Genomic DNA, 21,024 nt, shown 5'->3' on the forward strand with positions numbered 1-21,024 from the left:
CACATACTCCTTATTAAAACCCTAAACCAGATAGCCCCTTAGAGATCCCACCAAAGGATTTTTCTTGGGCAGCATCTACCTGGCTCAAGGCATCATTTGTTGCTTCCAATAAGAGGTCTTGGAGCATATCGATATCATCTGGATCGACCACATCTGGCTTGAGGTCAATCTTTTCCACCTTCTTATCTCCCGTTACGGTTACCTTAATCATGCCGGATGGCTCGGTCCCCGTGAAGGTTGTCGCTGCCAGTTCCTTCTGCGAAGCCTCCATCTGGGCTTGCATCTTCTGTGCTTGCTTCATCATCTTCTGCATATTCATCATATTGTTGGCCATCTTGAATCTCCTTTAATCGTAGTCTGGGCCCGCCTGATCAAGCCGAGCCCTATAGCGCTTAGTATCTCCATAGAGATGCTTCCACCCTATTATAAGGGAAAAGACCTGAGGGGTAAAATGCTTTGCTGAATTTTAGGACAAAAGCTTTGGATCAAAATATGAAAAAGCTAGTCTGCCACTTAATCATCCACCACCGTCACATTATCAGCCCCAAAGAGCTTGATAGCTTCTTCCGCCAAAGGATTATCTTCCTTAGCTTGGACTCCTTCCAGCAGGCTTTGGTCAGAGTCAGCCTTTTGGGCGTCATCTGCCTTAGCTTCTTCCTTAGTCGGATCTGGTGCTTGGTCGCCCAGGAGTTCGTCCAATTTGCCCGCTTTGTGGGCGGTGACATAGTTCTGCCGGGCCTCATTCCACTGCTCGCTGGTCAGGATGAGCATCTTGCCCGGATGACCCACCCCTTCTTGGAGGCGCTTGGCCACTGTATCTTTGATGGCCTGGTCGTCGGCAACTTTTTGGCAGAGGATAGCATAGTCGAAGCGGAGGACGAAATATTCAGCAGAAGCAGCGGCCGGATAGGTCTGCTTGAGCAGGGCTTGTTGGATATTGGGCAGGGATTCCACCAAGTCCGGCCAGATACTCTCAATCTTATGGCGGTCGGTGTTGGTAGCTTCTGACAGGGTCTTATAGATGAGCCCATAATTAGGTTTATAGTGCACCGACCCTGTAGCTTGACGCTTGGGACTGGCCTTGGCTTGATTCTTGGCTGGGCTGGCGGGGCCACCTTGGGCAACTTGGGCTTGGAGGGCCTTGACTTGAGCGGTCAAGGCGTCCAATTGGGCTTGGCTTTCCTGGTCCATTTGCGGACTCGCACTAGTTTCTGCTGGCGTCGAAGCCTGGTTCAGACTTTGGCTCAAACGAATCGTGAGGACTTCCAGGTAGATTTCCGGCTGGCTGGTAAAGCGGAGCTCGGACTGGGCCTCTTGGAAGTGGTCCATCATAAAGTAGAGGGCCTGGTCTGGAAAGTCCTTGGCTAAATCAAAGAAGGCCTGGGAGAAGTGCCGGGTCAGTTCCGATTCTTGACCGGCCAATTCCTTAGCCATGAGCAGGTCCCGGATAAAGGCCAGCATTTCCTCCACGAACCGGTTGGCTTCCTGACCCTGGTTCAAGATTTGATGGAGAGTATCCAGGGCTTGGCGGGCATCCTGGTCGAGCAGGGCCTGGCTGTAGGCCAACATCTGGTCCTCGCTCAGCGTCCCTGTCACCAGGCGAGCCGTTTTGGCGTCGAGGCTCCCCTCTGCAAAAGACAGGCTCTGGTCTAAAAGACTGAGGGCATCCCGCATCCCTCCGTTAGCTGCCCGGGCAATAATCTTTAAGCTGGCTTCTTCGTAGTCCTGGTCGTTACTTTTGAGGATATAGGCCAGGCGCTCTTCAATATCACTGTTGCGGATACGGCGGAAGTCGAAGCGCTGGGTCCGAGAGATAATCGTAGCGGGGATCTTATGAGGCTCCGTCGTCGCTAGGATGAAGACCACATGGGAAGGCGGCTCTTCCAGGGTCTTGAGCAGGGCATTGAAGGCCCCCGTCGACAACATATGGACCTCGTCAATAATATAGACCTTATACTGGGCTTCAGTCGGGGTATAGCGGACCTTGTCGCGGATATCGCGGATCTCCTCCACCCCATTGTTAGAAGCCGCATCGATCTCAATCACATCAGCCAGGGTCCCTTCCGTAATAGCCTGGCAGATGGCACAATCATTGCAAGGCTCCCCGTCCGTCTGATTTGGGCAGTTAATCGCCTTGGCAAAAATTTTGGCGGCCGAGGTCTTCCCCGTCCCCCGGGGCCCTGTAAAGAGATAGGCATGGCTGGTCTTGCCCTCGCGGATAGCATTGCGCAAGGTCCGCGAAACGGCCACCTGTCCCACAATATCATCAAATCGCTGGGGCCGCCAGACCCGGTATAAAGCCTGATAACTCATAGATAACGCTCCTTTACTCGTGGTCGATTGGGGAGGCAGCTTCCTCCCACTGTCCTATGTATTATAACAAAACTTTCCGAGCTTGGCCCGAGTGATCTTTCGAACTAAAACTATTAGAAACGAATTGCTGACATCAGATGAGAAGGATCCCTTCATATAATAACAACCCCTAAATAGTCAAGGACCAGATCAAAAGCCAAGCGCTTCCTTCCTAGCAAAAAAGCAGCTGACCCTCCCTCGTACAGGATGGTCAGCTGTGTTTTTAGTATTGAAGATTAGTCATTCATTATATGTCATCATATTTACCATCTAGCCAGAGCACCATTTCCCCCTGGGCCAGGGATTTTTTGACATCGATGATCCGCTGATTGGAGCTACCACGAAAGCGCAAGTTCAAGTCGAGCTTGTCCAGTTCGAAGCGGCCGTCGACTAGGACATCGATATGGTGGAGGAGCCAGAGTTTATCTTCGGTTTCTTGAAGGAGTTCCTCCCAGTAATAACCGCTCCAACTCCAAATATCCTTGCTGTCCCCAAAGCGTTCCCGCACCTTGGCCACTAAGCGATTGAGCACAGGGGTATTGAGGAAGGGCTCCCCGCCTAAGAGGGTGAGGCCTTGGACATAGGGTTGGGCGAGGTCATTGAGGATCCGCTCCTCCAATTCATCCGTATAGTCCACCCCATAGTTGAAGTCCTGGACAATCTTATTGTAGCAGCCCTTGCAAGCGAAGGGACAGCCACTGACATAGATGGAGCAACGGACGCCATCCCCATCCACGAAGTTAAAAGGCTTGTAATCGGCAATCTTAGCTTTGCTGAACTTTTCAGCGGTCCACTCTTTGGGCTTAGGGTTGCGCATTAACCATCAGCCTTTCTTTGGGCATCCTGGTTCAAGAGGTCGATGGTATCTGCCTTGGAATCCTTGACCAGGGCATTGTCCGCCGACATGTGTTTCACCCGAGCACTGATTTCCTTGTGGCGGCCTTTTGCCATGGGACGGATATTAGGGTTGCCCAAGTAGCCGCAAGTCCGTTTCACCACATCACAGCTCTCGGGATCATTGTTGCCGCATTGGGGGCATTCGAAGCCACGTTCTGTTGGCTTGAAGTCGCCGCTGAAGTTGCAGGCATAGCAGTGGTCGATAGGGGTATTGGTCCCTAAGTAGCCCACCCGGTCATAGGCATAGTCCCAAACCGCTTCTAGGGCCTTAGGATTTTGCCGCATATTCGGGTATTCGCAGTAGTGGATGAAGCCCCCGCTACAATATTTCGGATAATCTTTTTCGAAGTCTAACTTCTCAAAAGGTGTGGGGTTCTTGCGGACATCGTAGTGGAAACTATTGGTGTAGTAATCCTTATCTGTAATATCAGGGATCTGACCAAATTTGTCTTGATCCAAGCGGCAGAAGCGGTCCGTCAGACTCTCACTCGGGGTGGAATAGATACTGAAGTGATAACCGTAGTCATCTCCCCACTGGTCGGCCACTTCCTTCATGTGTTTGACAATCTCCAAGGTGAAGGCCTTAGCTTCCGCATTATGCTCCCAATCTGGGCCATAGAAATACGTAGCGGCTTCATAGAGGCCGATATAGCCCATCGAAACAGTGGCCCGGCGGTTCTTGAAAAGCTCATCCACATCGCCATCTTCGCTGAGGCGCTTGCCGAAAGCACCGTATTGGTAGAGGATCGGTGCATTCTCTGGCTTAGCTTCCTTGGTCCGTTCCACCCGGTAGAGGAGGGCCTCCTTCAAGACAGCCAAACGTTCATCAAAGATTTGCCAGAATTGGTCCTTACTATGGTCAGACTCTAAGGCAATCCGTGGAATGTTCAGGGTCACCACCCCTAAGTTCATCCGGCCGCTATTGACCTCACGTCCCTGGTCATCCTTCCAACCTTGGAGGAAGGACCGGCAACCCATGGGCGCCTTGAAGGAACCGGTTAATTCAACAATCTTATCGTACATGAGGACATCGGGATACATCCGTTTGGTGGCACATTCGATAGCCTTTTGCTTGATATCATAGTTAGGATCGCCCTGGTCTAAGTTGGTCCCCCGGCGAATGGTGAAGACCAGTTTAGGGAAGATGGCGGTCCGTTTTTCCCGGCCGAGACCGTCGATACGGACATTGAGGATGGCCAGCTGGATCTCGCGGGCAAACCAGTCCGTCCCCAGCCCAAAGCCAAGGGTGGTAAAAGGCGTTTGCCCATTGGAAGAATAGAGGGTATTGATCTCATACTCTAGACTCTGCATGGCATCGTAGATATCCTTCTTGGTCCGCGCATAGGCAAATTCGCGCTGGCGGTTCTCACCCTCGATCCACTCTTTGGCCGTCTTCAGATGCTTATCAAAGTTCAACTTGGCATAAGGGGCCAGGACCTCGTCGATCCGGTCAGCTGAACAGCCCCCATACTGGGAAGAGGCCACATTAGCAATGATTTGGGCAATTTGGGCGCAGGCCGTATTAATGGACTTTGGCGATTCCACTTCAGCATTCCCGATATGGAAGCCATTGGATAACATTTCCTGGAAGTCAATCAAGCAGCAATTCGTCATCGGGGAATAAGGCGAATAATCTAAGTCGTGGAAGTGAATATCCCCCTTCAGATGGGCATTGGCCACTTCCTTAGGCATCATGGAAAGCCCGATTGCCTTAGCCGAAACCCCGGCCGTTAAATCGCGGGTCGTATTGAAGACCCGGGAGTCCTTGTTGGCATTCTCATTGAGGACCAACTTGTCCCCCGCTGCAAATTCTTGGAGCTTGGTGGATACATCATACTGTTTATCATTGTATTGCATCTTATCGCGGCGGAAGGCCTGGTAGCGTTGGCTGGCTTCAGTGTAACCAAATTCCTCCAGTGCCCGAACTACCGCTTGGGCAATTTCTGCTGTCTCGAGGGATTGCTCCGTATCCTGCTGGAAAATTTCCGCTAGGGTCGCTTGGAAGAGCTTATCCAGCACATCCTCATCCTTCACATCCAGAGCCTTAGCGAGTGAATGCTTAACAGCAGAGAGCCGGAAATGAACCTTGTGCCCATCCCGTTTTTCAACCATCAAATCCTCCAAATTAATATTTCGGATCTTTATTTCTGGTGTCGTTTGCTTATTAAACATCCCAATCCCTCTTTCTAACTTGTATCTCCTTATTCCTTCAGACACAAGATATAGGGGGTTCTCCTGGAACATCCACCCCATATCTTGAGCTCACTAACTATCATAACCGACTACATATAGATTTTCAAGCTTATTCTGCCACAATATCTAGTGCCCCTCAGATTGTTTTTCTTCCGATAGCCTAGAAAGCCCCCCAAGCCGGGAAGCCCGGAAAACAATCTGGACAAAAAAATTGCTTCGGCTTGGCAGAAAATACAGAAATGGATATTTGGGGGAGGGGGTGTGGGTTTTAAATAAGGTCTTGATTGAAATTGATAAAATATGGGAGTTCAAGATGCATTTAGGATAGGTGAATATGGGAATAGAGACAAAAACAGATGAGCAACTTGCTAATCGAAGCGCCATTCGCTAATTGATGTGATCCTATTTGCTAACGGTGCCTTTGTTCGCTAGTCAGTACGACCCTACTTGCTAATCAAGCCTCCATTCGCTAGTCGGCCCAATCTTACTTGCTAATCGAAGCAGCATTCGCTAATTAATGTGATCCTATTTGCTAACGGTGCCCTTGTTCGCTAGTCAGTACAAAGCTACTTGCTAACAAGATAGCTATTAACTAGTTGATGTAATGCTAACTTAAAATAGAGACTGCTTTTCCCTATTAATATTCAAGTTGACACTAAACTATCGACTTCTAGTAAGACATTTTATAAATAAATTTATTTTATTTGAATTTTCTCCTAAATTCTTCATCGAATTAAACACAGTTAATTTTTTTAAAGAAAATATTTATTCGTGAATTTCAAGATTTTTCGTGTATATATCTAATAGGAGGGATAAAAATGACTAGAAAAGAATCCTTGACGCTACAATATTTTCGTACTTTGAAGAAGTATCAACAACTAACACCTGAAGGCCACAAAAAACTGGACCATTTCGAACGAGGGTTTGAGGGAGAATTAGCTTTCGACCACATGCTGGAGCAGATAGATGTTCACCCCCTCGCCCACTATCGCAACTGGCAATATCAGGATGCTTATATTGAGATCGATTCACTCCTGGTATTTCCTTCAACCCTTTGTTTAATCGAAGTGAAAAATTATCGCGCCCAAGTCAGCTGCCGAGACCGCCGCTGGAGCTTTAACAACTACCCTGGAGAGCGCGATATTTGCCAACAGTTACTCAAATCACAGCTCTTCTTGGAAAATTTATTAGCAGAGCATCAATTCTCAATAAATCTAGAGGCCAAAATATATTTTGCCAACCCCTATAACTATCCTGATTTGGATGATTCGGTAACTAAGAATGTGCTGCTCCCCCACCAGACTAAGGATTTTTTTCAATCCTTAAGCCAAGAAAAGTTCAACCCGGAAATAAATTCTCTTTGCCGATTATTAGAAGAAATTCAAAGTCAATCTTGTTTAAAAGAAGAAATAGCGTTAAAAAAGTTCAATCCAGGCTTTCATTGCAAAGACTGCGGTGACCAGGTTCAGATTTTCCATTATTATATGATATGCTCTTGTGGTCGGAAAATTTCAAAAGATGAAGCTATTATTGAACTTATTAATGACTATGCTCTTCTTTTCCCAAGCTGTACACTTAATGCTTTTGCGATTTATTGTTTTGCCTGTAAAGAGGTGGGTTATCATAAAATTGAAGAAATTCTTCAGCATAATTTTATCTATATAAAAGGAAAAAATCCAAGAGAGTTTCTCAATCCATACAAGTCTAAATAAGCTAAGTTATAAGGAAAATTAGTATTTAGTATAAATAAGAAATTCTTGCACTTCAAAGTTTATGGAGACTCTACATATTTTTATGAGAGTGTGACAAAAGTCGGTTAGCCCTGAATCAGCTAACGCATACTATATCTGTAACTCGCTTCGCTTCGAACAGCTATAGCAACTGTCCGCGAATTATGGAAGAACCTTGCCAAAGGATCTTCCATAATTCGTAGTTGGGTTCACAAAGGCAAAAAGGGAATGACTTCAGCAAAGTGGAACGATCGGCTAAAGCCGCTCTTATCCTCTTTGCCTCCAGTCATCCCTTTTTGGACGCCTTTGCTCACACCCTGTACGAAGTGGATGTCAGGACTGACTTTTGGAGCACGTTTTTAAAGAATAGTTCGTATTCTATAAAGAGGCCGGAACTTTTGTCCCAGCCTGATTTTTATAGGCCTTCTTATTTATCATTTTTGCTGCAAATGCTAGTGAAGGTCTCATTAGATAGTTGATGCGAGCCTACTTGCTAATCGAAGTACCATTCGCTAGTTCGCTCGATTCTATTTGCTAATCAGAGTGCTATTCGCAAGTTCACGAGTGCCTACTCGCTAATCGAAGCAGCATTCGCTAGTTGATACGATCCTACTTGCTAACGGTGTCCTTGTTCGCTAGTTAGTACAACCCTACTTGCTAACCGAAGCACCATTCGCTAGTTCATGCCCCAGTTTGTGGCCTGAACTACCACCACCCCCACAAAAAAGACCCCGAGCGTGAGGCTCGGGATCCATCTGTCAGATATTCAGATATTCTAATTAACGCAGGGTAACAAATTCTTCGGCACTGGTTGGGTGGATGGCAACGACGCTGTCGAGGTCGGCTTTAGTGGCGCCCATTTGGATGGCGACGCCGAAGCCTTGGAGGATTTCGTCCATGCCTTCACCAGTTCCGTGGAGGCCGACGACTTTTTCTTCGGGGCCTGCGCACACGACCTTATAATGGCAGGCCTCACGTTCACCGGCAGCTGAGGTGTACATAGAGTAGAAGTTGCTGGTATAGACCTTAATCGCCTCTTCACCATATGCTTCGATGGCAGCTTTTTCACTCAAACCGATAGAACCGAGAGCGGGGTGGCTGAAGACAACGGTTGGGACATTGTTGTAATTGATGGCCCCTGAAGCAGCTCCGTTATAGAGGTATTCCGCAACTTGGCGGCCGGCGCGGATGGCAACGGGGGTGAGGTTGACCTTGTTGATATTGTCACCCACAGCATAAATATTAGCAACCGAAGTCTGGTGGTTGTCATCTACCAAGATCGCTCCAGTCTTCTCGTCAGTTTCAAGGCCAATCGCTTCCAGGTTCAAGTCATCAGTATTAACGGCACGGCCGATCGCCATCAGCACCTTGTCTGCACTGGCGACTTTTTCCCCTCCAGCATAGCAGGCAATCTGGCCATCTTCTTCAGCAAATTTCTCCAAAGCTTGGCCGCCGTGGAAGCCGATGCCTTGGTCTTCAAAGGATTCCAATACAGTGTCCACTAACATTTGGTCGAAGCCAGCTAGGGGTTGGTCCTGGAATTCAAAGACATCCACCTTGACCCCTAGACCGTTTAAAACGCCCGCAATTTCAACGCCGATGTAGCCCGCACCCACAATCACTACGGATTCAGGCAGGGCTTCCCAGGCAAAGAAGTCATCGGAAGTCGACAGGAGCTCGCGACCTTCAACATTAGGGACTTTAGGCCGGCCCCCAGTCGCAATGACGATCTTATCTGCCGTATAGGTCTGGCCATCTACTTCCAGCGTATGGCTGTCGGCAAAGCGACCATAACCCTCAATTAAAGTAATTTGATTCTTCTCAAATTGCCGGGTATAGGACTGGCGGGACCGGTCGATATAAGCATCCCGAGATTGCTTGAAGGTCTGATAGTCAAAGTCGACCCCTTCCACACTGAAACCGTAGCCGGGACCGTAAGTTTCGATGGCATCACGGACGCGGGAGGCATACCAAGAAATCTTCTTTGGCACGCAGCCAATATTGACACAGGTCCCCCCCAGGCGCTTGGCTTCAATCAGCCCTACCTTAGCCCCATGCTCGGCTGCCCGGTTAGCTGTGGCAATCCCACCACTACCGCCACCAAGAACTAATAAATCAAAATCTGCCAAAAGAACCACTCCTTCATCATTAAACACTAAGTTACTAAAGCTATCATAACAAATTCTAAGCCCTGCCGCCCCCTATCTGCTCAGAAAAACGCCCAGCTTTCAGACGAATAATTGGAGATTGCAATAATTCACACCTATGATAGAGGCCCTCATCGATCGAGGAGACCCCCAGTCATCAAAAAAAGAGCGGACTGGCCGCTCTTCATTCATTAATTAATCTAAGCTTGGTCTAAGGCTTGGTCGAGGTCTGCAATCAAGTCATCCACATCTTCGATCCCGATTGAGAGACGGATCAAGTCTTGGCCAACGCCCGCTTCCTTGAGTTCTTCATCGGACAATTGGGCATGGGTGGTTGACGCTGGGTGGACAACCAGTGACCGGACATCGGCCACATTGGCCAGGTTGGAGAAGATTTCAAGGGCATCGACGAAGCGGATTCCTGCTTCTTTGCCGCCTTTTACCCCAAAGGAGAAGATCGAACCGACCCCGTTCGGGAAGTCACGCTCAGCGAGTTCATGGTAAGGCGAGCTTTCCAGGCCAGGATAAGCTACCCAGTCGACCTTAGGATGGTCTTCCAAGTGTTTGGCAATCTTTTCCGCATTGGCCACATGGCGTTCCACACGCAGGGACAGGGTCTCTACCCCATTGATAATCAGGAAGGCATCTTGGGCACTCAGGCAGGCCCCAGTATCGCGGAGGACTTGGGCGCGGATCTTGGTCGTAAAGGCTGCTGGCGCTAAGTCACCAAAGACTAGGCCATTGTAGTGGGAATCAGGCGTTGAGAAGCCAGGGAAGCGGTCATTATTCTTCCAATCGAATTGGCCATTTTCAACCACGATACCTGCTAGCGTTGTCCCGTGCCCCCCGAGGAATTTGGTCGCCGAATGCACCACCACATCTGCCCCATGATCTAAAGGCCGGTAGAGATAAGGGGTCGCGAAGGTATTGTCAACAATAACAGGTAGGCCGTGCTTGTGGGCAAATTCACTGACCTTATCGATATCAATCAGATTGGTCTTTGGATTGCCGATCGTTTCTAAATAAATCGCCCGGGTCTTGTCATCGATCAATTCTTCTACGGCATCGAAGTCTTCAATATCATTGACGAAGCGGGTCTCAATTCCTAAGTCAGGCAGGGTCACGCTAAAGAGGTTGAAGGTCCCCCCGTACAGGCTCGTCGCAGAGATAATATTGTCCCCGGTCTTTGCAATATTCAGGATAGCGTAGGTAATCGCTGCGGACCCTGAAGCTACAGCAATGCCAGCTGTCCCATTCTCAAGGGCTGCCACACGGGCTTCAAGCACGCCGACAGTCGGGTTGGTAATACGGGAATAAATCCCACCCGCATCGGTGAGGGCAAAACGGTTAGCCGCCTGCTCCGCATCCTCGAAGACATAGGAAGTGGTTTGGTAGATAGGTACCGCCCGCGCTCCCGTCTCATCGAGATTATGGCCGGCATGGACTTGCTTGGTGTTAAAACCAGTATATTTTTCACTTGGATTTGGCTTAGTCATCTGAATCGCTCCTTTAACTTATTAAAAATAAGCGCTGCTTTCTATGTGAATATACTAGCACAACTTAGCCGCAAATACTATAGGACCGCTGATACCGCTTCTTGATGAGAGGTGTTCGTTAAATACGATCACGTTCTTTCCAAGCCGCAATCTGGGCTAGGACAGGCAAATTTTTCTGGTAAAAAGCCACGAAACGACCGATCAAGAAGGCGGAAATCAAGGTTCCCCAGCCGACTCCCTCTAAGCCGCCGAGCAGGAGGAAGGAGAAGACCACGGCCAAGCCCGTAATGGTCCCATCGAAAGTGATCTTCACCCGACCGAACGGCCAAGCAAAGCAGGTCGAAATGGCCTGGACAATCCCCTCAGCAGAGACATAGAGCCAGTCTACAGCCACCTCCAAGGCGATCCCGAAAGCTAGAACGGCACAACCGAGAACCAGGCAGAGGATTTGCGACCAGAGCTGGCCAGGTTGGAGCCAGGATAAAGCCGCTGAAGACCAGTCCGTCACCAGACTAAGAATGAGGTTAACCCCCAACTGCAACCACTGCCAGGCCTGGAAGTCCCGCCGGTAGAGGGCCATCTGCCCCACAATATAGAGCGAGTTGAAGATAAAAAGCAGGGTCCCCAAGCTCAGTGGCGTGGCTAAACTCAAGACCAAGGGCAAACTCGAGACCGCTGTTGTCCCCAAATTAGCCTTGGTGATCAGCACAATCCCTAAAGCATTGATGGCAATCCCCAGAGTCAAGACCAAGGCTCGTTTCCAAGTATATCGTGTCATAAACTTCCTCCATTCATCTTATGCATCTTATGCCTATCTTAGCGAAACTTAGGAAGAAAGCAAAGGAATATCAAGAATGGACTGCTAGCTTAGGATGAACGCGAGTCTGACAACTAGTCTGGCAAGGCGTCAGCCCCTCCAATTAAGATTTGGCCTGGTCCAACCCAAAAACCAAACTCCCATTTGAAAGTTGACGCGTCCCAACCCACAAACTTGATCCTCATTTGAAAGGTGCCACTCTTTCCAGTCTCCACTATCAAAATAAAGGCCATACTAAAAAAACCCGCCAGCCCAATCTTTCCGGCTAGCGGGGTCTAAATCATTTAGTCGTCATCTTCCTCGTCGTCTTCTCGGTCCATCAAGTTATCGATGGCGATAGTGATAGCTACCAGGACTTGTTCATAGTTTGGGTCCTTGACTTGGATTTCAAAACTGTCGCCAATGCTGATCAGTTTCTTGCGGATGGTCCCAATGTCTTCTCCACTTTCGCTCACGGTGAATTTGTGGTCGATCAAATTACCGCGCACTTTGAGCTGGAAGTCATCGGAACTTACCTTGACCTTGCGGCGCATGAAGGACAACTGGCTGCGCACCTTGAGCGACTGGCCGTCCGCAAATTCTACCGTGTAGGTAGGGAAGAGCCGGATCAGCTTGCGCTTAACGGTGAAGAGCTTGTCCCCATTCGGCGCGGTCACATGGATTTTGTCGCCAATTAGCTTGAAGTCCTGGTCCACCTGGTAGCAGACCTTCCCTTGATCATCTTTAATCGGATAATTGTCAGTGATTTTGAAGATACGTTGCTTAATATAGAGGGTATGCATGATCATTTCTCCTTCTTTTTATAGCTATGGTTGACTGCTTCATAGAGACCCAGAAGGATCTGAGGCAGGGCCGAGGCTTCGGCATAGATCAGGTAGCGGTTCTCCCAGTGGGGGCGGAACTTATCCTTATAGGCGCGTAGCCCCTTGAAACCATAGACCCGGTTGCCGTACTCATAGACCAAGCGGATCACCCGGTCGCGCGAGCGAGAATAGGTCTGGTCGCCCACATTCGCTAGTGGGGCCATCCCCAGGTCAAAGCTCTCGTAGCCTGCCTCCTTGGCCCAAGCTAGAATCTGTAACAAAAGCATCTGCATGGCGTTATCTACAGTATCCCCCCTAAAGCGCATTAAATCAATTGATACGCTCGTCGCACTAATCGGCATCAGATTGGCAAAGGCTTCAATCCGCTCATCCGAACGCAGGACAAAGAGGGGACTCGTCTGTAGGTAGTCTTCCTGGAAAGCACCCAAGGAATAAGCCATCTCACTCCGCCCTTCCAACCAGGCATCCGAAATTCCCTTCAATTCAGCTAAGAGCTCCGGAGCATGTGGGGGATTAAGGACCTCAAAACGAAGACCAGCCTTCTCCATGGCATTGCGGATCTGCCGGCGGTTGCGGTTCTTTTTGCCTTCAAAAGTAAAGTCAGCCAGGGAAATGATGGCGGCCTCCCCAATCTTAACCGTCAGATAGCCCATATTACAGAAATTATCTAAGTAACGCGGACTGACTTCATAATAGGCCAACTGCATCCCGGCATTGTGGGCATAGGAGGCAAAAGCTTGGAGTAAGCCGTCAAAAGCTTCCGGCTGGCCAACCGGGTCGCCGAGGACTAACATATTCCGGCCCACCGCCCGGTAGAGCAAGGCCGCCTCCCGGTCCGGACTAAAGAAAATCTGCTTGTCTAAGAGGCGCACAAGGTGGCTGTACTCCGTCCCCCCATACTGAGCCACAAGTTCCAGATAGGCCGCAAGCTCATCTGGGCCAGGCGCTTGGAAGCGGAGTTTTTTGGACTGGCTAAAGAGAAGGAGGAGGGCCAAGCCTACAACAATAAGCACACTCATCATTAAATGAACCAGGTTGACGGTAATCACCAGTTCGCCCTTGAGACGGAGAATGTGCCAGGCCACAGCGACACTTGTCACGCCCAGAACAAGCAAGGTCAGAAGACTGGCTCCCATAATATTGCGCCGGGTCAGGGGCACGCTCGCCCGGATAAACTGTTGGCGGTTGGCATAGAGCAAGATCCAAACGATGAGGACAAGGAGGGCCTCCCGGTAAGAGAAGCCGCGGACCAGGCAAAGCCCTGCCCCTAATGGTAGGAGGACCATAGCAGTCTGGTAGACCCGGCGGACCCGGGCATTGATCCCAAGCGAAAGCAGGAGGGTCACAATCCCGATGATTAGGGTAATGAAGGCCGATAACTGTTCAAAGAGCCGGGGCACCAGATGGTTGAGGAAGCGGATCCGGTCAAAAAGTTCCGGCGCCAGGGCCGTTGACACTAAGAGGGCCCCACCGATGAACATGACCAGGGCCAAGCCTTTGACCAGGACATCCGACCAGAAAGTCAGGTGGAAGTCCTCGGTCTTCTCCCGGTACCAGCGCCCAAAGACATAGGCAGAAGCCAGGAGCCAGGGAATAATGTAGTAGCATACCCTGAGAACCACCAGACCCGCCAGAACATTGGCGGTCTCATAGCCCGCCTTCTGCATCAGGAGAAGGACCGTCACGTCGAAGGCCCCCACTCCCCCGGGCACAAAACTAAAGAGCCCGACCACAATACTAACCACATAGACCAAGAGGCCGTCGCTTAAAGCAAAGTTTGGGTTAAAAAGAGACATGACAAAGAGAAAATAAGCCAGGGCTGCCGACCAATCCAGGATGGAGACAGCCACGTAGCCCCACTTTTTGCGCCAGGAAATCCTCTGCAGCTGGTAGCGGTCAAAGAGTCGCTGGACCCAAGCTAGGCGGTCAGCCACAAGAAAGGCCGGCAGGTAGAGGGTGAAGACCAGGGCCAGGACCAAGGGCCAACCCAAATCCCGCCCCCAAGCCAGGGGCAAGGCCAAGAAGATCAAAAAGACCAAACCCAGAAAGCTCGCTGCCCAATTCATCACGGACAACTGGAGGGCCGATTCAGCGGGCAGCCCCGCCTTCTTGTAGAATTTGGCCCGCAAGGTTCCCCCCGTCAGGCCACCAAAATCAATAAACTCATTGAAGGCCTGACTGATCCAGCCGATTTTTAGAATATCTAGGGGCGGAACCGTCAAGGGATAATCCCGGGTCGCGTTCAAATCATAGAGGCCATTCACCGAAAAACCCAGGAGGCCCGTCAAGAGGAGACCAATTTGCACCCACAGACTCTTCTCCCCCAAGGACTGTCGAAATAAGCGCCAGTCAATCCCTTGTAATTCATGGTGGATAAAATAGCCCAGAAGACCAAAAATCAAAACATAAAAAAAGATTTGGATGATGCGCTTGTGCCGCCTAATAAATTCCATCCTACTCATTCCTTCTCTCTACTTGCAAAAGCCACACCCAAGAGAATGACATCTCGCGATTATTTTTTACCTATATTCTATTTGTAAAATAAATAAAATACTAGCAGATCTTGGCCATCTTAGACTTTCTTTAACAAAATAAAAGCAAGAATGAATGGGCGACCGGTTCCACTCACAAACAAAGGGGAGGTTTGAAAGTCGACGCAGTCCTAGTCGCAAACTAAAGAGCTTTTCGAAAGTTAACGCGATTCTACTTGCGAATCGGGGCTCCATTTGAAAGTTGACCCGAATCTACTTGCGAACCGGGGCTCCATTCGAAAGTTGACTCGAATCTACTTGCGAACCGGGGCTCCATTCGAAAGTTGACTCGATTCTACTTGCGAACCGGGGCTCCATTCGAAAGTTGTCACGGCACTAGTCGCCAAACGACGCCCCCCGTTTCCGAGCCAAAACGAATCCACTTGCTAACGCAGCCTCCTCTGCGAGTCAAAGTGTCCGAGAAGCCCGCGACCTATCCCTTCCAATCATTTTCCTCACATTAAATTAAAATTCCGTAAGAATACAGTTGACATCTTCTTACTTTTGTCTTATGATAGAGGCATCACTTGAGAAAGGAGCATGGACTCATGCTAAGAACGGAATCAACTCACTGCCTGGGCGCATGCTCGGCTCAACCGAATACTTTCTTCTTTAGCTTCTTTAGATAGTGTTTGTAGCTATGCAAGTCATGGGTACAAACACGGACCAAGCGTTTGTATCTATGAGGCTAGAGATTTTTACCATGCTTAGGCCCCATAGAATAGATTGGATATTCTAAGAGGCCGAGCCTATATTTTTGCTTTACCGCCGTCTTAGACTATCTAAGGCGGTTTTTCTATTGTAAGGAAGAAAGTTTAGTCACTTGTCGACACCAGGAGAAATTATAAGGAGGAAGTCATCATGAAAATCAAGCAATTAGTTAAGGTATTAGGTCTCGGTGCCCTCGCGCTAACTTTAGGCGCCTGCGGGGAAGCTTCCGGCAATGCGGAAAAAGCTGAAGCCTCAGTAGGTGTCCTCCAATTTATGGAACACGAGTCCCTCGATCGGGCACGGGAAGGCTTCACGGACGCCCTCAAGGAAGCCGGCTATGAAGAAGGCAAGAGCTTAACCCTCAACTATCAAAACGCCCAGGGGGATCAATCGAACCTACAGAGTATCACCCAACAATTAGCAGGCAAAAACGACCTCATCCTCTCTATCGCCACCCCAGCTGCCCAAGCCATGCTGAACACCGATAAGAAAACCCCTCAACTCTTCACGGCCGTCACTGATCCTGTCAGCGCCAAGCTCGTCGAAAGCGCCGAAAAACCTGGGGCCAACATGACCGGTACTAGCGATGGAGCGCCAACGGACAAGGTGGTTGACCTCTTGCTCAAGGCGGACCCTTCCATCCAAACCATCGGCATCCTCTACAACTCCAGCGAGGTCAACTCTGAGATGCAGTATAAAGAAGCCAAGGACTATATTGAATCCAAGGGGCTCAAGGTGGAAAGCATGACCGTCACCACCACCAACGAAATCCAACAAGCAACCAAGGCCCTAGCGAAGAAAGTCGATGGCATCTACCTGCCGACTGACAATACGGTAGCCAACACCATCCAAACCATCGGCCAAGTGCTCAAAGAAGAGAAAGTTCCATCAGTTGCTGCCTTCGATGCCGGTGTGGAAGGTACCCTCTGCGCTTACGGGGTCGACTACTATGAACTCGGCAAGCAGACCGGTCAGATGGCCATTGATATCCTCAAGAACGGCAAGAACCCTGCCGACATGCCCGTCCAAAAATCTGAAAAACTCGTGGTCAAAGTCAACGAAGACATGGCCAAGGCACTCGGTATCGACCCAAAGTCCTTAACGGAAGAATAATCCTTAGCTACTACCGGGACCTCGATGACCTGACCCGTTCCCTAGACCACTTGACATGCCAACATTAACAAGGTCATCAAGTAAAAAAGAGGCTCTGATCGCACGATCAGGCCTCTTTTTAAATACCTCCAAAATAATTGAAAAGCCGGCCGCTAAATCCTAGCGCGCCGGCTCATTTTATAAACAAAATAAAAAACTTACAGCACAAGATGGAAAATGCTTAGGGCTGCTTCGTTCCCGATCTGACCCGGTTCACATCTCCATCCTCGCCATAAGGTCTTTCGACAAAGATTATTATAACATGTTTTAGCTAAAGAGGCAAGGGGGAGGGGGGAAAAGAGGTTTTTGGACCCTTGTCCTATCCCCCCGGCACAAACAAATGCCCATTAGTCGCTGCTAGAATTGCCTTGACCGAATGGAGGCGGTTCTCGGCCTGTTGGAATTGCCAAGCGGCATCAGACTGGAAGACCTCTTCTGTCACTTCCGTGGCTCCCTCGCCGTACTGGTCAATCAGGGCCCGCCCCTTATGGCTGTCTCGATTGTGGTAGGCGGGCAGGCAGTGCATGAAGATGGTCGGCTTAGCCGTTTGGGCCATGACCTCTGCATTGACTTGGTAGGGGCGCAGGAGGTCTAAGCGGGCATCGAGCTGGTCCTCCTCCCCCATAGAGACCCAGACATCGGTATAGATGGCGTCCGCGCCTTGGACCCCGCTCGCTACATCTTCCGTCAGCCGGTAAGGCGTCCCATAACGATCACTCACTTGGTCAGCTAGCGCGCAAAGTTCAGGGCTGGGTTGGAGGGCTTTAGGCGCGACAATGGCGACTTCAACCCCAAGGATCAAACCCGCCAAGAGCAGGGAATTCGCCACATTATTGCGCCCGTCCCCTAGATAGGCCAACTTGAGCCCAGCTAGCTTACCATAAGCTTCCTTGAGGGTCATATAATCCCCCACCATCTGCATGGGATGGGCCAAGTCCGTCAAAGCATTCCAGACCGGGACCCCCGCTTCCGCAGCTAGACAGTCTACATCCTCCTGGGCTGCCCCGCGAAAGCCAATGCCGTCAAACATCCGCCCCATGACACGCGCCGTGTCCGCCACAGATTCCTTGCTGCCTAGCTGCATATCCCCCATGGCAAAATATTCCAGATTGGCCCCCAAGTCTGAGGCCGCAACCGTGAAAGCCGCCCGTGTCCGGGTGGAAGCCTTGTCAAAAATCAGGGCGAGATTTTGCCCCTGCAAGTAAGGATGGGGAATCCCACGTGCCTTAAGATCCTTCAGATGCAAAGCAAAATCAACCAAATTCTGCAAGTCTGCCTGAGTAAAATCACTCACCCTCAAAAAACTTCGTCCTTGTAACATGCTTATCACTCCTTAATAGACTGATTCCCTCCCAGTCTGTCACGAATCAAAAAAATAAGCAAATATAAGGGTGTGAGCAAAGGCGTCCAGAAAGGGATGACTGGAGGCAAAGAGGATAAGAGCGGCTGCAAGCCGATCGTTCCACTTTGCTGAAGTCACTCCCTTTCTGCCTTTGCGAACCCGACTAAAGGGTGTGAGGGCTGGCGCTTAGCTTTCCTTCACTGGAGCAAGTCACCAGAGCAGTCCCACAGACTGCGGCGGAGACTTGTGAAGTGACAGGAAAGCTGCCAGACCGAACCCGACTATAAGGGTGCGAGAGGATGTGGGAGAAAGGGACCTCTGGAGCAAAAGACCAGAGAAGGCTGAAGGCCTTCGACGGGATTTTGCGAAGAGGAGCCCTTTCTGCATCCTCGAACCCGACTATAGGGTGTGAGAGCTGGCGGGGAGAAAGGGACCTCTTCTATTTGCGCACAACACTGCCATGCGCAATTTGATTCCCCTTATTTGCGAACAGCGCTCCGGAACGCAAATGGACACGCCCTATTTGTGCACAGAACCGCTGTATAAAATTAGGTCTCCGCTATTTGCCCATAGACCCTCGGAATGCCAATCAATCCCCATTTTACTAACAGCCCATTCATTCCAAAACACAAAAAAAGACCAGCGCAATGACTGGTCTCGACATGTCGCAATCTGCCTTCTTGCTTGTGGGGAGCGTGAAAGCAAGGCTCTGACATTGAGCCTAACGAATGAGTATATGCTTCGATTGCTTTTAAAGGAAAATTTATGCATGTCTGCTTCCCAACAGACAAGTTCATTATAGCTAAACATTATTGAAATCATGTTAAAAACCTGTAAATCTTATGTAAATTTATGGGATAAAGTCCACTTTTTGCCCCCAAACGGGATAGTATTGGCCAGGACTTACTTCATTCATCTTATCTGCCACATCTTGGGCTTGGTAAAGTTGGACAATCTTTTGGAGTGTGGGGTTATTTTGGTCTTCCTTACGGGCCACGATCAGGTTATAGCGGTCGTTAGGGATCTGGTCCAGATGGTCGGCATCGGTAAAGATATTGTCTTCAATCTTCATGCCCGCATCTTCAGCGAAAGAGCCATTCACGACCGCTGCATCCACGTCTTTAACCAGGCGGGGTGCTTGGGCGGATTCCACTTCAACCAGTTCAATATTCTTCGGATTCTCAACCACATCACTGACCTGGGAGAGGGTTGATCCCCCATCGCGGAGCTTAAGCACGCCCGCTGTCTGTAGGGCCAAGAGTGCCCGCCCCTGGATCGAGGTCTCCTGGGGAATGATGACCTGGCCGCCTTCCGGTAAATCCTTCAAGTCATCAACTTTATCGGAGAAGATATAGAGTGGCGTGATGAAGGTTAGCCCAATCGGCGTCAAGTCTTCATTGTGGTCCTCATTCCACTGCTTGAGGAAGGCATAGTGCTGGAAGGCATTGATATCGACATCCCCATTAGCCAGGGCCTGGTTGGGCTGGTTGTAGTCCGTTAATTCCGTCACTTCCAGGTCGATCCCCTCTGCCTTGGCCTTGTCTGCCACGAATTCCCAGATCTCCTTCTCACTCGAGCCGACCACCGCGACCCGCACCTTGTCCTTAGCCGCCTGGTCGCCAGAAGCTGACTCCTCCTGCTTACCGCAAGCTCCTAAGACTAAAATTGCTATTAAAACAAATAAAAACTTCCCAAATCGCTTCATACAATCACCTTTCCCTTCTGTAAAGGCTACTATAGCAAAGATCTATGACAGAATAAATGAGGAGATTAAGAACATAAGTGATCGCTTATTGAGATCACTCCGTCCTAGCCTGGGCAAGGAAAAAGAAAAACCAGCCGCAGCTGGTTGTCAGGTCGTCTAGTGGTGGAGCTGGTCTTCGCGGATTTGCTCGCCGGTCCAAGCTTTGGGATAGAAGGTGGGCCAGTTAGCCATCTGTTCAAAGAGGGCTTGGTGGGAGTCATTGCCGACAAAGATATGGAAGTGGTTGACCCCTTCACTCGGCGCAACATGGTGGTCGGAGAATTGGACATAATTATAGGCTTCATCGTCCCCAGAGACCTTGGTGAAGAGTGGACGAACGCCCCGGTTGCCCTTCTCATAGTCGAGGATCTTGGACCCCTCTGCCCGGTAGGTCCCGGTCGCGGTCGATCCATCCTTCTTAATGAAGGTAATCTGGTCGCCATCGATTTGAATGGCCTTGAGGTCGGTCTTGTAACCCTCCTGGTAGTATTTCTTGTAGTCTTCCGCAGACTTCTCACCTTCGGACTTGACCGCCTTCAATTCCATCACGGGATCCAGGGTCCCATCCGCTAAGTAAGCTTCCACCGACTGCCAATCCCCCTGCCAGTCTGCTAGAGTCCGATCAGCCACATCTGCATCGTCAAAATAGCCGGCCTGGACCTGGAGCGCCTTCTCATGGTCGGCCTTGAGATTGGGATGGGCAGCCAGGTAGTCATCGAAGTCCTTGCGCTCCTCCTCCGTCAACTGGTCAGCAGGCACTTGGTGGTAGTGGTCACCGTGCGCCATGAGGTAGTCGTCCCCTTCCTTACCGACCAAATTCTCCTTGGTCACTTCAAATTCATGATCGTGGCCCTCGTGATCATGCCCGTGATCGTGGTCATGATTGTGACCGTCATGTCCATGCTGAGCCTCTGCTGCTTGCTCAGTCTGACTCGAAGATGCTTCCTTGGCTGGCGCTTCCGCAGGCTGGCAAGCCCCCAAGGCCAAGGCACTCAATAATGTCACCGTCAATAATTCGCGTTTCAAAAAATCCCTCTTTCTTCTTTTCTTTTTTAAATCGTAATCGTTACGATTAATAGTCTAGCGAA

At 49.9% G+C, this 21,024-nt stretch carries 14 protein-coding genes and 1 other RNA gene; 2 read left to right on the top strand and 13 right to left on the bottom strand.

Annotation, left to right across the window (positions count from 1 at the left end):
- Window positions 1-13 precede the first annotated feature (13 nt).
- The 4 genes from F6I03_RS07380 to nrdD form a co-directional block, all read right to left on the bottom strand.
- The gene (locus F6I03_RS07380; protein ID WP_070431494.1) at window positions 14-322 is read right to left on the bottom strand and encodes a YbaB/EbfC family nucleoid-associated protein; all 309 of its coding nucleotides are present in this window, start codon (window positions 320-322) and stop codon (window positions 14-16) included.
- Window positions 323-513: 191 nt separating this feature from the next.
- Entirely contained in the window at window positions 514-2,313 is a 1,800-nt protein-coding gene (dnaX, locus tag F6I03_RS07385) for a DNA polymerase III subunit gamma/tau (RefSeq protein ID WP_070431481.1), read from the bottom strand.
- Between the two features lie 286 nt (window positions 2,314-2,599).
- A complete protein-coding gene (nrdG, locus tag F6I03_RS07390) occupies window positions 2,600-3,169 on the bottom strand; it encodes an anaerobic ribonucleoside-triphosphate reductase activating protein (protein WP_070431482.1) in 570 nt (189 codons plus the stop codon).
- On the bottom strand, window positions 3,169-5,421 hold the full coding sequence (nrdD, locus tag F6I03_RS07395; RefSeq protein WP_083290620.1) for an anaerobic ribonucleoside-triphosphate reductase: 2,253 nt from the start codon (window positions 5,419-5,421) through the stop codon (window positions 3,169-3,171). Before nrdD ends, nrdG begins: the two co-directional genes overlap by 1 nt.
- 839 nt (window positions 5,422-6,260) lie before the next feature.
- On the opposite strand from nrdD, the gene F6I03_RS07400 reads away from it, so the two are divergent.
- Window positions 6,261-7,154, top strand: a complete 894-nt coding sequence (locus tag F6I03_RS07400) for a nuclease-related domain-containing protein (protein ID WP_070431483.1) — start codon at window positions 6,261-6,263, stop codon at window positions 7,152-7,154.
- Between the two features lie 797 nt (window positions 7,155-7,951).
- On the opposite strand, the gene gorA is transcribed toward F6I03_RS07400, so the two are convergent.
- The 5 genes from gorA to mprF form a co-directional block, all read right to left on the bottom strand.
- On the bottom strand, window positions 7,952-9,301 hold the full coding sequence (gene gorA / locus F6I03_RS07405; RefSeq protein ID WP_070430243.1) for a glutathione-disulfide reductase: 1,350 nt from the start codon (window positions 9,299-9,301) through the stop codon (window positions 7,952-7,954).
- A 218-nt stretch (window positions 9,302-9,519) separates the two neighbouring features.
- Window positions 9,520-10,815, bottom strand: a complete 1,296-nt coding sequence (locus F6I03_RS07410; RefSeq protein ID WP_070430244.1) for an O-acetylhomoserine aminocarboxypropyltransferase/cysteine synthase family protein — start codon at window positions 10,813-10,815, stop codon at window positions 9,520-9,522.
- Window positions 10,816-10,933: 118 nt separating this feature from the next.
- Window positions 10,934-11,593, bottom strand: a complete 660-nt coding sequence (locus F6I03_RS07415; protein ID WP_070430245.1) for a YczE/YyaS/YitT family protein — start codon at window positions 11,591-11,593, stop codon at window positions 10,934-10,936.
- A 323-nt stretch (window positions 11,594-11,916) separates the two neighbouring features.
- Window positions 11,917-12,414, bottom strand: coding sequence for an LURP-one-related/scramblase family protein (locus F6I03_RS07420; protein WP_070430246.1), 498 nt, complete (start codon window positions 12,412-12,414; stop codon window positions 11,917-11,919).
- Between the two features lie 2 nt (window positions 12,415-12,416).
- The gene (gene mprF / locus F6I03_RS07425; RefSeq protein ID WP_070430247.1) at window positions 12,417-14,909 is read right to left on the bottom strand and encodes a bifunctional lysylphosphatidylglycerol flippase/synthetase MprF; all 2,493 of its coding nucleotides are present in this window, start codon (window positions 14,907-14,909) and stop codon (window positions 12,417-12,419) included.
- A gap of 939 nt (window positions 14,910-15,848) precedes the next feature.
- On the opposite strand from mprF, the gene F6I03_RS07430 reads away from it, so the two are divergent.
- Window positions 15,849-16,811, top strand: a complete 963-nt coding sequence (locus F6I03_RS07430) for an ABC transporter substrate-binding protein (protein WP_070430248.1) — start codon at window positions 15,849-15,851, stop codon at window positions 16,809-16,811.
- Between the two features lie 186 nt (window positions 16,812-16,997).
- On the opposite strand, the gene ffs is transcribed toward F6I03_RS07430, so the two are convergent.
- The 4 genes from ffs to F6I03_RS07450 form a co-directional block, all read right to left on the bottom strand.
- Window positions 16,998-17,094: signal recognition particle sRNA small type (gene ffs, locus F6I03_RS07435), an RNA gene on the bottom strand.
- A gap of 75 nt (window positions 17,095-17,169) precedes the next feature.
- Window positions 17,170-18,171, bottom strand: a complete 1,002-nt coding sequence (gene argF, locus F6I03_RS07440) for an ornithine carbamoyltransferase (protein WP_070430249.1) — start codon at window positions 18,169-18,171, stop codon at window positions 17,170-17,172.
- A gap of 871 nt (window positions 18,172-19,042) precedes the next feature.
- Window positions 19,043-19,897 (bottom strand): MetQ/NlpA family ABC transporter substrate-binding protein, encoded by an 855-nt coding sequence (locus tag F6I03_RS07445; protein ID WP_070431571.1) that lies wholly within the window; start codon window positions 19,895-19,897, stop codon window positions 19,043-19,045.
- Window positions 19,898-20,053: 156 nt separating this feature from the next.
- Window positions 20,054-20,962, bottom strand: coding sequence for a ZinT/AdcA family metal-binding protein (locus F6I03_RS07450; RefSeq protein WP_070431572.1), 909 nt, complete (start codon window positions 20,960-20,962; stop codon window positions 20,054-20,056).
- Window positions 20,963-21,024: the final 62 nt, after the last annotated feature.

The sequence above is a fragment of the Aerococcus sanguinicola genome (assembly GCF_008726925.1).
GTDB lineage: Bacteria > Bacillota > Bacilli > Lactobacillales > Aerococcaceae > Aerococcus.